Source organism: Echinicola salinicaeni, assembly GCF_014280965.1.
GTDB classification, from domain to species: Bacteria; Bacteroidota; Bacteroidia; order Cytophagales; family Cyclobacteriaceae; genus Echinicola; species Echinicola salinicaeni.
This window is the reverse complement of sequence record NZ_JACODZ010000003.1, coordinates 383751-398593: the sequence shown is the minus strand read 5'-3', so window position 1 is coordinate 398593 and position 14843 is coordinate 383751. Positions and strand designations below refer to the sequence as shown.

The window sequence follows — 14843 nt, the reverse complement described above, 5'->3', positions numbered from 1 at the left end:
TTATTTTCACAATCAGTTTTCCTGAATGCTTTCTGAAATTTCTACAATTTTAAAATCATCAATTTCTTGGTGGGACCACACTTGTCTAAAGCCAAAATACCCCTCTTGTAATGGCGTCTTATCTTTGTATTCAAAGAACAGCTCTCCATCTACCCAAAATCCAACCCATCCATCTTCTACTTTTATCTTGATATCATACCAGTGATTAGGCGTCAAAAGATGTTCACCATCATTCAGTTCAAAAATCAACTCCCTCTCACCATCACCTTGATATTCCCTGAATCGGGTAGTGGAATTTTCGTTCCCTCCAAAACCGACATAGTACATACTCAAAGCGTCATATTCTTTGAACTTTCCATTACGGGTAAAAAGGTTTTCATTTTCGGGATCTGTGGCCATCCAAAATTGATTAAGATCCGACAGTCTATCATTTTCCCCATCAGCCATCACCACCTTCCTTTTATAGGTAATTTCAACATTTCCATTCAGCTTCTTATTCAGCCAAACCGTGACGCCACCCTTGGTATCCATCACCATTTTTCCTCCTTCTATATCCACGGATGAATTCCCCTGCTTATCCATTTCCACTTTCCAGATAGCCTCATCCAAAGGCTTAGAAAAATCGTCCTCGAATAATACGGTCTCTGTTCTCACTTTAGTTGTAATGGAACTTTTAGAGTTCACAGAACAGGTACAGGAAGCCAGAAAAATACCTATAATGAAGAATGAAAGGTTTACACGGATTCTTTTCATATTTAAAATAAAATTTTGGTCGCTTTGCAATATTGCCCTACCAAATTACCAATGGATTTATATATACCCTTCGAAATCAGTAACTATATGAAATAAAGTGCTTCAATATAAGGTATTAGCCAAGGCCATCCCTCTCAATACGGCAAAGCAGCACCACCACTGCTGTACAATTACTTTGTGTGTCAAAGTAGAAATAAAAATCCGCTAAACTCTACTGAGGTGTTATGCTTGAAAAATAATCAACTCCCTTGGAAATACTAAAAAAAGAAAACGGCAAGACCTGAGATCTCGCCGTTTTTATAAATACAGTTAATTTTTATGTGTTATTCAATAGCTGAAATCTCTACATTTTCACTGTAGGAGCTTCCAGTGATCTGCTGAATCTCTGTTCTGAAATTAGCAGCAAGTACACAAATTAAAAGAGTAGCCAAATAGACTAACAGCTTTGTTTTCCAGCTTAAACTGGTCCCTTGTTTCATTTTCAAATACTTCATGGCTCTGGGTGATTGTTAATATTTCCTTAATATATGTGATTCTTTATTTTTTGACAAACACATTGACGAATTATTTAAAATGCTTATTTAACAACACAAAACGCATTATTATGTTTTTATAATATTTTATTGGAATAATTATTTTTTGTACTTCATTATATACCACCTCATAAAAAAACACAAAATCAATTCATTATCAATATTTTAACAAACAACAGTTCTGAACAGGATATTACAGTACAAACAATTTATCTTAAGAGATTAATTTTATGTGAAAAGTCGATTTAGAAAAATGTACCGACTTAATACAGATTAAAATCAAACATGATAAATTAAAAAATAATGCACATTAAAAAATCCATTGCATTTAGCCTATTACTGATCTCTTTGATCGGAATTTCAAAAGCCCAAGAACTACCTAGCCAAAAAGAGATCATGGACCAAATGGTCTTGACCAATCAATATTTGATGAATAAATGGCCCGACCCAGGGGTCAATGTCATCACCAATAAAGAAAGATCCAGTAACCTATGGACCCGAGCAGTATACTATGAAGGACTGATGGCACTTTATGCGCTGAAAGATGACAAGGCCTACTATGACTATGCCGTAAAATGGGGAGAAGCGCATAATTGGGGATTAAGAAACGGCACCCAAACCCGTCATGCTGACAACCACTGCGCAGGCCAAACCTATATCATGTTGTATGAAATAGACCCACAACCAGAAAGAATACAGAAGATACAATCTTCAGTTGATGATATGATAGCAACATATAAAATCAATGACTGGGATTGGATCGACGCCTTACAGATGGCCATGCCGGTTTTTGCACAATTGACCAGCTTAACTGGCGACAGGAAATATGCTGAGCGAATGTATGAAATGTACATGGACACCAAGGTAACTCAAGGGCTTTTTAATCCCCAGGATAATTTGTGGTGGAGGGACAAAGACTTTCTTCCTCCTTATCAAGAACCTAATGGAAATGATTGCTATTGGTCAAGGGGCAACGGTTGGGTAGTCGCTGCCATGGTCCGTACCCTTGAATTCTTGCCTCAGGATGATCCTCATCGCTTTGAATATGTACAAATGCTTCAACGCATGCTTAAAGCCGTTTTGACCGTTCAAAGGACTGATGGTTTCTGGAATGTGAGTTTACATGACCCTACCCACTTTGAAGGCAAGGAGACTTCCGGAACCGCCCTTTTCCTTTATGGTATGGCCTGGGGTGTCAATAATGGACTTTTGGAAAAAGAGGTCTATATGCCGGCCATCACCAAAGCCTGGAATGCCATTTCAAAAGAAGCCATCCATGACAATGGCTACTTAGGCTACCTGCAGGGCACCGGAAAAGAACCCAAAGATGGCCAACCGGTAACTTACACCAGCAAACCTGATTTTGAAGATTATGGCCTGGGATGCTTTCTCTTGGCTGCATCTGAGATGTATAAATTGGTGGAGTAAGAAATCATCTTGTGTCCCATTTGTGAGCAAAATATAAATCGGGCACAAATAAAGAAAGAGATGGGATAACTCCCATCTCTTTCAATTTTATGTGATTTCTAAAACGAATAAAACACTAATAAATCAACATTTTCTGTTAGCGTTACTTTTTTGAAAACTCCTTCAAGAATTACTGCTTAGTTCAATGACTATCATTTCCTCAGGCTGCGTTTCTATTACCAAAACATTGCCCTCCCACTTATAGGACTTCGAATCTTTTATCAAGATATCTTTAGTCTTAAAAGGGTTATCAAGTTTTAACAATCCTCCTTTTTCTGATTTGACCTTTACAGAATTTAGCTGACCGTTTTCTTTTTCTGCAGATACAAGAAAAGCACCATAAGTTCTTAAATCAGTAAAACTTATATTATCCCAATTTTTCGGAATAGCTGGAAATATTTTAATAATTCCTGTATGGCTCTGGATTAACATCTCCTGAATTCCTGAAGCAAAGGCAAAATTGCCTTCCAAGGTGAAAGGACGGTATAAAAATTTAGACTTTCCGGATTTCGACTGATCCCCATTTACATGAAAGGTGTTTTTCAGACAAAATGAATTTGCAAAATCACGTAAGTAACGGGCCGCCCCTTCTCCATCAAAGGCCCGTGCCCTAATATTGCCAAACCAACTATAAGAATATCCAGTCCAATAATCTGGCCCCACTTTTTCCAGTTTTTCTATGGTCGCCTTAATAATCTTTTGAGCATCTTCACCATCGCTCCAATCGATATTTGCGAAAGGGTGGATAGCCATGACATTAGAAAAATGACGATGAGACACATTATATGGATGCCCCTTAGCAAAGGTAAGTGCTCCTGTATCGTCCAGATCGTAAGCAGGGAGTTCTTCCCTTAACTCTTGCCAATGTTCTGCCTCTTCCTCCAAACCTAATTCTGATGCCATTTCCGCTGCAGCCCTGAATGCAAAAGACATACAAGCCAAGTCATAATTGGTGATATCCTTAAACCAAGCATTTACACTATTATCATAAATTTCAGGGCTTGAGCTTAGAGGTAGTGTTCTAACTCCTTTTTTAACAATAGAAATTTCCTCTAAATGGGTGGCTACATCCTTTAAATAAGGATAGGCCCTTTCCCTAAGGAAGTTTTCGTCCATGGAATATTTCCAATGCAAATAAAAATGATGGCCCAACCAAGCTGAAACGGTAGGTGAAAACGCATACTGTATCCACCCTCCCATTGGCTCTCCCGTGAGCGTGGTTACTCCAGGTACATTTAATCCGGATGTTCCGTAAAAGTCTTGGGTATATTGTTTATGAACACTGCGCTGATCCCATAATGTATTTAAATAACCCATTCCGGCGCTTAATTGATTTCCCGTATAAGTAAGCCAATAACTTAACTGGGTGTTAAGGTCATGATGGTAATCACCTTTCCAAGGTGGTAGTTTTCCATTGTCCGCCGTCCATACTGCCTGCAATGAAATGGGATAAGAATTATATCTTGTAGCAGACCCAAACTTATACATTTCATTATAATACTGCTTTTCCAATAAAGGGTCTGGGATATTGATGCTGGAACGAGACCAATAGTCTTTCCACCAACGCACATGTGTCGCTTTAGATTTGTCCAATTGAGATGCCAATGCTTCATCCACTATGTCCGATGCATTTCCTTCATCCATTGATGAAGTTAAGGCCCAAACCCCAATCATTCTATTCCCTTCCTGTTTCCATTTAACCGCTGCTTGGTAATAAAAATCGCCCCAACCTTTTTGGTTATATACCAATTTATTCCCTGTTTTGGTTACAGCACCTTGTTGATAACCTAATCTGGACAGAGAAAGCCCGGTAACCGGACCATCATCTTTATCCGCAGGTTTTTCATAAACTGGAGGTACCAATTCCGGGACAAAAGAAGCATCAGCCCCACTTACCACAAACCATCCAACATTCTTATTGGCATGGACAAATGTTTGCATGTTTGCCCCATTTTCCCACTGTACCTGACAAACTGCATTGTCTAAATGCAGGCCAATGTCTTTTACTTTCCCCATTTTGGCCAAATCAAACTCTAGAGCTGCACCGGGAATTTTAGATGGAGCTGGATTATTATCATAAGGAACGTCAAAAGCATCCTGAACAGCTTTATAATCATCCTCCAGGACCTTATCATAAACCCATTTAAAACTAAATTTTTCACTTTGGATATTTTCCATGGGACGCATATCCCATAAATCCACCTGATCCAGTGACATCCTCAACTTATCTTCTTTCTGCCATATCAGCGCCCCAATAAAAGCATTCCCCAAGGGAATACCTTCGTCCCAAACTTTTGGAATACTATCAAATACCAAGTCATGATCAGAAAATTTTATCATCTCTGCTTTCTCCTGGCATGACATGATACCTATCACGCTCATAAAAAAAACCATTGCTTTCACTTTCAAGCTATTCATTGGGCGATTTTTAACAATTTTATTACTTCTACTAGTCATTCTTATAGTTGGGATTGGGATAAGGCATTTGGGCATTTACATTTTCTCGCCATTGATGTAACATTTCTCTTAACTCTTTCACCTTTTCAGGATAGGTATTGACCAAATCTTGGTTTTCGCCTATATCATTTTTGACATCGTACAATTCACAATGCATATCCTCATAAAACTCAATCAACTTATAATCTCCCATTCTAACGGCTCCAGAAGGCCTTCCTCCCAATCCTCCGCTATAATGTGGGTAATGCCAGAAAATAGGCCGTTCTTCCAGTTCTTTCTTCTCCAGCAAGGGTCTGATACTTACTCCTTCTAACCCCATTCCTCGAGAAGGTTTTACATGAGCGAAATCCAATAAGGTTGGATAAAAATCCATCCCAGAAACCGGAAAATCATAGGTTTTGCCTTTGTATTTATCTGCATATTTAATCACCATAGGCACGCGGATTCCTCCCTCATACAGATACCCTTTTCCAGCTCTAAGCGGTAGATTACTCGTCGGAATATTATCGGTACGATTACTTGTCGCCATTCCCCCGTTATCAGATGTAAAAACAATTATTGTATTCTCTTCTAACTGAAGCCTTTTCAATGTTTCCAGAATTCGCCCCACATTTTCATCCATGCTTTCCACCATGGCCGCATAATGAGGCATATTCTGCTGTTTTTTCACCCAAGTCTTTCCAGTTCTATCAAACTCCTCATTGAAGAAATCTGTTTTCTTAAGCTTTTCCTGGTATTTTGCCACCTTATCCGGTTTCCCTTGCATGGGCAAATGAACCGTATAAAATGAGAGGTAGGCAAAAAAGGGCTGTTCCTTATTTTGTTCTATAAAACTGATTACCTCATCCGTTAAACGGTCAGTCAAATACTCCCCTTCATAACCATCTGTCAGTTCTGGATTCTTATAGGGTGAAAAATAACCTCCAGCTGGATGCCCTGTTCTATTTGCCCCTATGTTTAAGTCAAAGCCCTGGAATTGTGGATAATATTTTTCCTCCTCTGCAAGATGCCACTTCCCTGCTATCATGGTTTTATAACCTGCATCCTTTAACTGTTCAGCAATAGTATACTCTCCCAAATCTAATTGGAGCTTAAAGGGATGGGAAGTTAATTTTTGGTCTTTATGTGGCCCATAACTCCGGTTTCCTGGAATATAATCTGTAAGGTTTAATTGAGCAGGTGTTTTCCCACTCATGATCGCTGCACGCGAAGGAGAACATACTGGGCAGGCGGCATAAGCATTGGTAAAAACAGCCCCTTCTGCAGCCAGTTGATCAATATTGGGGGTTTCATAAAAGGTACTACCTGTATATCCCAAATCCTTCCAGCCTAAATCATCAACTAAAACAAATAAAATATTGGGCTTTTTTTCCTCCACCTTGCTATCGCATCCCACAAGTAAAATTAAATTTATAATAAAGATGCTCTTGATAAGTTTTATACTCATTATTTATGCTTTCTACCTGTTTACTGTTTAATACCCTTGTACACCAATTCAGCAATAGCCCGATACCCAGCTTTATTGGGATGAACCCCATCCTTCTCCGTAAATAGCCCAGGTTTGTGGTCCAGAGGGGTATTCAAATCAATAAACCCTAAATTTTCATCATCAGCTACCTCTTTGATATATCCAATCAATTGCTGTAGCCTTGGCTTACGTATGGTCAGTCCCTTCACACGATCATCATCCAGACCAGGGGTTTCCAAAACCATAGGAGAAGGCGCACAAATCCAAATTTTGGGCTTGGACCTTAATGTTTTTAGCTCAGCAACCAAGGCTCGGTAATCGGCCTCAAATTCATCTTGATATTCCCAACACTTCCTGTTACCACAGGTCCCCATACCACAAGTATCATTTGTCCCCAGACTAATGATAATCATATCGGGCTCTAACGCTTTAATTTTAGAGAGTTGGTCCCAAACGGTTGGTATGCCTTTTCTAATCAGTGTACAGCTACCTACACCAAAATTCGATACGGCATACTGATTACCAAGCAATTCTTGTAATTGAGCGGGATAAGAATCTGCATCCCTATCTTCAAGTCGAGCACCATAGGTTATACTGTCCCCAATACAAGCCACTTTCTTTATTTTATGATCCGAGCTATTTGCTTCAAAACCGCAAAGGACAAACAATCCTCCTAAAAGCACTATTACTAAAAACAAACTTTTTTTCATCATGATAATACTGTTTTTGTTATTCTACATGAAAGGCTTCCATGGATTGGATCTGGGCTTCTCCTTTGGATTCTAAAACCTTAAGTCTCAATTTAGAATAAACTTGGGAATCAAAACTATGGATAAACTTATGCCCGATACAGGAGCCTTCAAAAATCGTTTGCCATCCCTCTTTTGTTTTCCCCTCTAAACCAAACTTCCTGACACGCTCTCCTTTAGCGATGTCCTCCATCAACACAATTTGATTGACTTTTTGCCCTTTGGCTAATTTTATATTAAAGACTTTACCTGCTCCAGAAGTTGAGGCCAAAGGAGTGGAGAACCTCCTATTTATTTCATCGCCCCACTCTTTTAATCGTTTCACGTCGGGCTCGGGAAGTAAACCATCAGCATTTGGGGTCAGCCCCATAATCAAAGAGGTATTATGGCCTACACTATTACAATACATTTTCATTAAATTTTCCAAGGGGTAAATGCCTGCTTCATCATCAGGCTCCCAAAACCATTCATGCCTCCCATTATATCCTCGTAATGGTGCATCACTCATGGCAGGCATATAATATTCCCCATCGGGGTCGCCTTCTTTTAATAGCTGAAAATTATTTTTAAAAATCACTTCTTGGTTGGTGGAGTGGGAATAGGGAAACGGAAAGGTTCCCCAACTTGGGTAAGGCACAGTACCAGATTCACTGCCCCCCCAACGAATATCTGCACGCTGGGTATTATGATAAAAGATGATATTTTTTTGGTATTTGTTTACAATGGGCAATATATCGGCCCCTCCTTTTTCCGGTCCGTGGGCACCGCCATCAAACCATACCATTGCCAAATCTCCATATCGAGACATCAGCTCCTCAACCATACCCTCACAAACACGATTGTAATGCTTTTGGCGATTCTCCGCAAAAGCATCATCACCATTTACCTTAAAGTCATATACCCCATAAAATGAATTCCAACGAATCCCGATATAAATCCCTGGCTTTATACCGTACTTTCGGCAAGAGTTTACAAAATCACGAACAATATCCCCTTTCCCATCACGCCATTTAACCGCCTTTAAACTGTAAGGATTCACGTCACTTTGATAAAGGGCAAAACCCGTTTCGTGAGTAGCTGTTAGAATTGCCATCTTAAAACCTGCATCCTTAATGGATTTTATCCATTGATCGGTATCCAGCTTTTCGGGATTAAAAATATTGTAATCAGGAACTGGAGTAATTCTGTTTTGTGCCTGGTTGTATTTAAGCCCATCAAAAACGTGAAGGTCATAATGAAAAACGGCAACCATTTCCGCATTTTGCCAATCTAGCTGAGCCTGTGTGGGTATAGGTACTACCGCATTGCTTTGCGCATTTAAAATGGTGGATACTGATAAAAGCAAACTCAGTGTTCCAATTAATAGTTTTATCATAATAGTTATTTTTTAAATCAATCCATAAGGTATTCAGCCATCACTTCCATAAGTTCTATATAACTGGAGGAAATACATAATACTTTCAGCTTTCCATATTCAACATTATTTGAGTAATTGAACTAGGGAAAGCATTGTTTTAACACACAGTAACTTATTTACCTAATCGAGTGTATTGATGAATAGATGAGTCTTTTTGTTTAGATATTAATTCGTACCGTATCAAGTAACATTCATGTTTGTTTGGAACCATTGATATCCCCCATTTTAATCCTTCTCCTACAACAACCGGGGCCGTCAAATCTGGACGAAAAGCTCCCGGGGCAACGGCTCGTTCTTCCACTTCTGCGTTAAATTTATCTGACATAAAATCCACTCCATCCGGTGCATACTCAAAGGTTTTTGATAGCGAAGCGAAGGCTCCAACTCCTGTACCTTGTGGCCATATCAGGACTTCATGACTTCTTTCAAGAATTGCCTTTTCGAGCTTGGTATAAGGCCCCTCAGGATTTTTTGAAAAGGCCACGCCCATACTTGTGTGCGCAGGCCCCCCATGTCCACTTGTCAATGAACGACCTTTATAATACATCCAATACAAGCCATTACGATACAGTAATGCAGCATCATCTACTCTATAACTATCAAACTTTTCAGGCTCTACGCTTACTTTCAGGATTGGCACTTCACTAACTCTTTTAAAAGGCCCTGTTGGAGATTCAGCTACAGCCACACCAATTGCTGTAATATCCGTTAAATTATTGTTCTCAAACTCACCTTCAGCATTTCCTGGTGTCGGTTTTACTCCAGTGTAGTACAAATAGTATTTACCATTGGCGTAAATGATGTTTGGGGTAAAAACAGCTTGGGAATCCCATTGGCCTGTCTCTCCTACCTCCAGCATTTCTCCTACTTCCGTCCATGAATGGCCCTCATCTTCCGATTTGGCGCACCATACACTTGAACCCCAATATCCCGCACCCCAATACTTCGGCTGGGCATCAGGTATTTTGGTATAATACACATAATAAGTCTTTCCCACTTTTATGACATCACTAGGATCACGACGTGTACAGCCTGCTTCATAACCGATCCCGCTTACTTTCTCGAAAGCAAATTCCATATTGGAAAACTTTTCCTTTAAAGAATCATTTCCTTGACCATTAACCTTAAATGAGGACAAAAAGCCAATCCCAATAATTAATATCCCCAGTACTTTTTTCATCATATCTAATAATTAATCTTCAACATTATACACCGCTAGTTTTTTAATCTGAGGTGCACCTTTTGATTCCGAGATTTTAAGTCGTATTTCCGATACATCCAGCCCATCAAACCTATGAATAAATTTATGGCCAATGCTAGATCCCTCAGTAATGGTCTGCCAACCATTCTTGGTCTTTCCCTCCAATACAAATCGACGTACACGTTCTCCTTTAGCTATGTCCTCCATTAAAACCACCTGATTCACCATTTGACGGTCGGTAAGTTTTAGCCTTAACTTTTCACCAGTTCCAGAAGTAATCCCTACTGGATTAGAAAACCTTCTTTTAATTTCATCTCCGAATTCTTTGAGACGTTTCACATCAGGCTCAGGCATTAAACCATCTGGATTGGGAGTAACCCCTAAAATCAAACTGGTATTGTGGCCAACTGATTTATAATATTTATCCACCAATTTGTCTAGCGAAAAAATGGTATGTTCACGATTTGGCTCCCAAAACCAATCATGGCCACCCTCTCCTCTTAAAGGAGCATCGCTCATGGCTGGCATATAATATTGGCCATTAGGATTTCCTGTTTTTAATAGTTGGAAATTATTGGCATGTATCTCTTTTTTTGCCGACTCTCCAGCACCAGTAGAAGGATAAGGGAAAGTTCCCCAACTAGGATAGGGTACCGTTCCAGATTCACTTCCTCCCCAACGCATATCGGCTCGTTGCAGGTTGTGGTAAAACAAACTGTTGGGTTGATATTTTTCAAAAATTGACAACACATCCGGACCACCTTGCTCAGGACCATGTGCACCACCATCAAACCAAACCATCGCCCATTCACCATAATTGGAGAAAATCTCGGTCACAATATTTTCAACCATGGTATTATAATACTTTTGCCTGTTTTGCGCGAACTGATTATCGCCACTTACTTTAAAGTCATGGATGCCATAATAGGCATTCCATCGTGTACCAATATAGACACCTGGAAGTATCCCATACTTTTCACAAGAGGCTTTAAAATCTCTCAAAATATCGCCCTTACCATCTTGCCACTTTAATGCCTTCATACTATATGGAGTAGCGTCGCTTTGATGAAAAAAGAAGCCTGTTTCATGGCTCACCGTAAAAATGGCTATTTTGAAACCTGCATCCTTTAGGGATTTAATCCACTGATCCATATCGTATTTTTGTGGATTAAAGGTATTATAATCCTCTACGGGTGTAATACGCACCTCTTTCTGCACATAAAATTCCCCATCAAAAACATGCATATCCCAGCATACCAAAGCGGCTAATTCAGCATTTTGCCATTGAAGCTGCGCTGGAGTAGGAATGGGTACTTTGCTTTGGTTTTGGGCCAAGCAGGTAATCGCCCATAAGGAAATTATGAGGGTATTAATTATATATTTTTTCATTACTTTTTATTTCGAATATAAGAGTTGCTATTAATTAGCCACAAAGGACAATTCGAGGTATCCAAGCCTAATTTATATTCCCATGAACTATACTTCTTTCGCTTTCCATTACCTTAAAGGCCTTATAAATACGGTTGCCATGTTCCACTAGGCCAGTGGGGGTTAGGTGCGTTTTGTCTGCCTTGGGCAGACCGTACATCGTGGTGTAGATGATATTGATATCATCTTGAGCAATTTTCTGCTGTGCTTCCACTATCACTGGGCGTTCTTCAACTAGGTAATGCTGTTCATCTACTCCCAAAATTATTTTAAGATCATTATCCTTGAGTACTTCATTTCTCAAATGATATATCATTCGATTTAAGTTGGATTGATACATTTCAGCTTCTTGTTGATTACCAGCATCTGTTTCGCCCTGAATCCAAATAAACCCATGGATCTTCACCAAATAGCCTTCTTTCTCTAGTTCCTCGACCGCCTTTTTCAAATCCTTTACCATATGGTCATATATACCTTGCTCTCCAGGGCCTTTCCAATCCCTTGCTAAACCTGTACCTCCTCTAGTATATTTAAATATTGCTGGATGATAACCTGCCTTTTTCAATTGACGGGAAAAACTTACTTCAGGACCAAAGTGACCAGCAGGATACCTTCCTTTTTGGGCCTGCATCATCACCCATTCACCATTTGAACTATCATGTCCTGCAACAGTCCAATTCAATAATATGGATTGATCAAGTTCTTGTCCATCCTCCGGATATTCCTTCGCATCTCCTGTATAACCTTGAGCGTTTGATTGCCCAGCCCAAATAAAAAGATCGATATTTTTCTGGGCATGAACTTGTAATGGAATAATTAAAAAAATTAGTGCTCGTATAAAGTTTCTCATGGGTAATTAAATTATCATTTTGTTCTTATAAGCCTCCTAAAAGCTTATCAATACTGCTTTTACTCAAATACATTAAGTCAATAAAAAAACCAAACAGCCAAACTATACTGTTGACTGCTTGATTTACATCCAACTATTATGCTCTTTTGATTATTCTACAATAATCTTAATAGTCCAATTATGCGTGGTTCCATCTGCCGAAACCAACATATACTCAAATTCCTGAGCAGAAAGGTCGGTTAGAATACCGGCCGTTGGCGTATCTCCAACAGGTTCTACCCGAACACTTTGATGGTATATCACAATCCCTGCCTGTCTAATATTTGCCGATTCAGGGACTCTTACTGTAGCCGTGAAATTTTCATTGTCGATCTCAGCATTTCCAATAGAGATAAAAAGCCTTTTACGTGCAGGTGTCAATTCTCCATTCTCATAATACTCCTGAAGTTCGTGTTCATCAGTTTGAAGGGTAAATATGTTCACATTCGTAATAAAGGCAGTGTCTCCCCATTGTCCTTCATCAAAGTCAATTCTTGGTTCACAGGAAAATAAGATCCCCACTAACGCTAAAACAAATAGGGTTAAAATATTATTTTTCATGGGTGTATGCTTTTTAATGATAAATTAAAATTTAAAACCAACCGGGATTTTGAGTTAACTCAACGCCTGCTTCCATATATAAATCAATTTCATTTCTAGGAATGGCAGATAAATAAGCACGTCCAGGCTCTACAAAGTACCCTTCACCTGATTCTTTAAAATCTGGATTCACAAAAAATGGATTTAAAAACCCGTCTTCATGAACATCATAATTTACACCCAAGGTCAAACCGTATTTTTGGGCATCTACTGAACCTAGGCCATCCGCAGTCAATTTTGATGGATCATTAAAATAATCAACAAACTCCTGACTATACGCTCCTTTTGGCTTCCATCCATTGATTACATCATGGAAAACCGCCCACCTTTTTAAGTCTCTTTCTCGATGTCCCTCAAAAACAAGCTCAACTTCTCTTTCTCTTCGGATTTCGTTTACAATATTCGACGCAGAAGGATCAAAACCCTTTTTAGTTGAATAGGATATAGGCCAAGAGTTTACTTCACTTAGCACCATTGCAGGCATTCCAACCCTATTCCGGAGTACATTTACTGTTTTATCCAAATCAGACTGGGTAATTGTTCCCAATATTGCTTTTGCTTCCGCCAAGGCCAAAAGTCCTTCAGCATAGCGAATCAAAACATCATCCACGGAACCGTTTCTCCATTCATTCGCATCAAAAATTGCCCCTTTCCACACACGAAACCCGGTAGATGAATAATTGGCTGTGAAAATATTATTGATGGTAGGGTACCTTAAAGGCAATGCTTGTGTCTCAAAACCTACTATTTGATTATGAGGACCTCTATCTGGAGTCCAAATGGACTGCCTAAACCTCGGATCCAAATTTTCTCCCAAACTGTTTAAGTGCTTAGGATCCACAGGTAAGGAAGATAGCTCCTGCGGAACACCATTCTTATCCAGGTAATTGTCTACCAACTTCTTTGTTGGTGACTGAGGGTTATCCACTACTTTATCGTAGAAATTATGTCCTACAATTTCATTTACATCATAAATACGGTATAAAAACACTCCTTCTGAAGAAGAGGCATCTTTTTGGGAAAGTATCTGATTATAGGCCTCATTAAGCGGGCCTCCCTTACTAAACAAGGCATCCCCTTGATGGTCAATCAATTCCTGAATGGCAGGTTCTACCATTTCTAAAAATTCATTGCCATCTTTTCCACTTACGGCAAAAGGGGTGCTTTTAGCACCGTGATAATGCTCCCAGCTACCTTCATACAAAGCAACCCTGGCTTTCATCACAAGAGCAGATTCTCTATTTACCCTTCCTTGTTTTGAGAAAACCGAATTTTTCCAATCCATCTTTTCAATGGCTATGTCCAAATCTTGAAGGATAAACTTGGCCACATCATACCTAGAATCCCTGGTTCTATATAAGGCTTCACTATCAGTCTCTAGCACCTCGGTATAAATAGGTACATCTCCATAGCGCTGTAACATATTAAAATACACCCATGCACGAAAAAAATGCGCTTCACCAATATATTGATCAGCTTCAACGTCACTTGGTACTCGTTCCGAATTGGTTATTAAATAATTTATCTGCCTTATCCAGCTAAAACTACTGTTCCAAAAACCATCCGTAGCGGGAGCTTGCCCACTACTTCCTCTTTGCAATAATGCACCTGAAGGCCCCGTGCCTACTTGGATATCTGTATTGGCATCCAAATAACCATTATGGGCATTTCCGCCTTGCTGAAAATGATATCTTGGAAAAAGTCTGTAAAAACCATTTACCATAACTTTTAAATCATTCGCAGAGGTGAAAAATGTGGCATCAGTCATTTGATCCAAAGGATATCTTTCAAGAAAATCCTCTCTACAGCTACCCAATGAGATAACAAATGCTACCAGCAATATCCATATATATATTAGTCTTGATTTCATGTTTAGTTATT

Annotated in this window: 12 protein-coding genes; 1 reads left to right on the top strand and 11 read right to left on the bottom strand. The window is 39.3% G+C overall.

From position 1 onward, the window contains the following. Positions 1–12: 12 nt before the first annotated feature. Both H7U17_RS07360 and H7U17_RS07355 read right to left on the bottom strand, forming a co-directional pair. Positions 13–753, bottom strand: a complete 741-nt coding sequence (locus H7U17_RS07360) for a DUF6250 domain-containing protein (RefSeq protein WP_186756012.1) — start codon at positions 751–753, stop codon at positions 13–15. Positions 754–1076: 323 nt separating this feature from the next. After that, positions 1077–1247, bottom strand: coding sequence for a hypothetical protein (locus H7U17_RS07355; RefSeq protein WP_186756011.1), 171 nt, complete (start codon positions 1245–1247; stop codon positions 1077–1079). A gap of 342 nt (positions 1248–1589) precedes the next feature. Between H7U17_RS07355 and H7U17_RS07350 the strand changes: the two genes are divergently transcribed. Further along, a complete protein-coding gene (locus H7U17_RS07350) occupies positions 1590–2714 on the top strand; it encodes a glycoside hydrolase family 88/105 protein (RefSeq protein WP_186756010.1) in 1125 nt (374 codons plus the stop codon). 162 nt (positions 2715–2876) lie between these two features. Here the strand turns inward: H7U17_RS07350 and H7U17_RS07345 are convergent, their stop codons facing one another. From H7U17_RS07345 to H7U17_RS07305, 9 genes are all read right to left on the bottom strand, one after another. Continuing rightward, positions 2877–5171, bottom strand: a complete 2295-nt coding sequence (locus H7U17_RS07345; RefSeq protein WP_186756009.1) for a glycosyl hydrolase family 95 catalytic domain-containing protein — start codon at positions 5169–5171, stop codon at positions 2877–2879. A 31-nt stretch (positions 5172–5202) separates the two neighbouring features. Beyond that, entirely contained in the window at positions 5203–6657 is a 1455-nt protein-coding gene (locus H7U17_RS07340) for a sulfatase (RefSeq protein WP_186756008.1), read from the bottom strand. A 20-nt stretch (positions 6658–6677) separates the two neighbouring features. Then, positions 6678–7391, bottom strand: a complete 714-nt coding sequence (locus H7U17_RS07335; RefSeq protein WP_186756007.1) for a DUF459 domain-containing protein — start codon at positions 7389–7391, stop codon at positions 6678–6680. Positions 7392–7407: 16 nt separating this feature from the next. Next, complete coding sequence (locus H7U17_RS07330) at positions 7408–8802, bottom strand: alpha-L-fucosidase (RefSeq protein ID WP_186756006.1); 1395 nt, start codon at positions 8800–8802, stop codon at positions 7408–7410. 154 nt (positions 8803–8956) lie between these two features. Further along, on the bottom strand, positions 8957–10027 hold the full coding sequence (locus H7U17_RS07325) for a family 43 glycosylhydrolase (RefSeq protein ID WP_186756005.1): 1071 nt from the start codon (positions 10025–10027) through the stop codon (positions 8957–8959). A 9-nt stretch (positions 10028–10036) separates the two neighbouring features. After that, entirely contained in the window at positions 10037–11434 is a 1398-nt protein-coding gene (locus H7U17_RS07320) for an alpha-L-fucosidase (RefSeq protein WP_186756004.1), read from the bottom strand. A gap of 67 nt (positions 11435–11501) precedes the next feature. Next, a complete protein-coding gene (locus H7U17_RS07315; protein ID WP_186756003.1) occupies positions 11502–12323 on the bottom strand; it encodes a sialate O-acetylesterase in 822 nt (273 codons plus the stop codon). Positions 12324–12473: 150 nt separating this feature from the next. After that, entirely contained in the window at positions 12474–12923 is a 450-nt protein-coding gene (locus tag H7U17_RS07310; protein ID WP_186756002.1) for a DUF5018-related domain-containing protein, read from the bottom strand. A gap of 31 nt (positions 12924–12954) precedes the next feature. Further along, positions 12955–14832 carry a RagB/SusD family nutrient uptake outer membrane protein gene (locus H7U17_RS07305; protein ID WP_186756001.1) on the bottom strand — a complete coding sequence of 626 codons (1878 nt, stop codon included), beginning with the start codon at positions 14830–14832 and terminating at the stop codon, positions 12955–12957. Positions 14833–14843 lie beyond the last annotated feature (11 nt).

Excerpts from the sequence above, each read along its gene's own strand:
- H7U17_RS07360 (WP_186756012.1), bottom strand. The coding sequence starts at position 753 with ATGAAAAGAATCCGTGTAAACCTTTCATTCTTCATTATAGGTATTTTT.
- H7U17_RS07355 (WP_186756011.1), bottom strand. The coding sequence starts at position 1,247 with ATGAAGTATTTGAAAATGAAACAAGGGACCAGTTTAAGCTGGAAAACA.
- H7U17_RS07350 (WP_186756010.1), top strand. The coding sequence starts at position 1,590 with ATGCACATTAAAAAATCCATTGCATTTAGCCTATTACTGATCTCTTTG.
- H7U17_RS07345 (WP_186756009.1), bottom strand. The coding sequence starts at position 5,171 with ATGAATAGCTTGAAAGTGAAAGCAATGGTTTTTTTTATGAGCGTGATA.
- H7U17_RS07340 (WP_186756008.1), bottom strand. The coding sequence starts at position 6,657 with ATGAGTATAAAACTTATCAAGAGCATCTTTATTATAAATTTAATTTTA.
- H7U17_RS07335 (WP_186756007.1), bottom strand. The coding sequence starts at position 7,391 with ATGATGAAAAAAAGTTTGTTTTTAGTAATAGTGCTTTTAGGAGGATTG.
- H7U17_RS07330 (WP_186756006.1), bottom strand. The coding sequence starts at position 8,802 with ATGATAAAACTATTAATTGGAACACTGAGTTTGCTTTTATCAGTATCC.
- H7U17_RS07325 (WP_186756005.1), bottom strand. The coding sequence starts at position 10,027 with ATGATGAAAAAAGTACTGGGGATATTAATTATTGGGATTGGCTTTTTG.
- H7U17_RS07320 (WP_186756004.1), bottom strand. The coding sequence starts at position 11,434 with ATGAAAAAATATATAATTAATACCCTCATAATTTCCTTATGGGCGATT.
- H7U17_RS07315 (WP_186756003.1), bottom strand. The coding sequence starts at position 12,323 with ATGAGAAACTTTATACGAGCACTAATTTTTTTAATTATTCCATTACAA.
- H7U17_RS07310 (WP_186756002.1), bottom strand. The coding sequence starts at position 12,923 with ATGAAAAATAATATTTTAACCCTATTTGTTTTAGCGTTAGTGGGGATC.
- H7U17_RS07305 (WP_186756001.1), bottom strand. The coding sequence starts at position 14,832 with ATGAAATCAAGACTAATATATATATGGATATTGCTGGTAGCATTTGTT.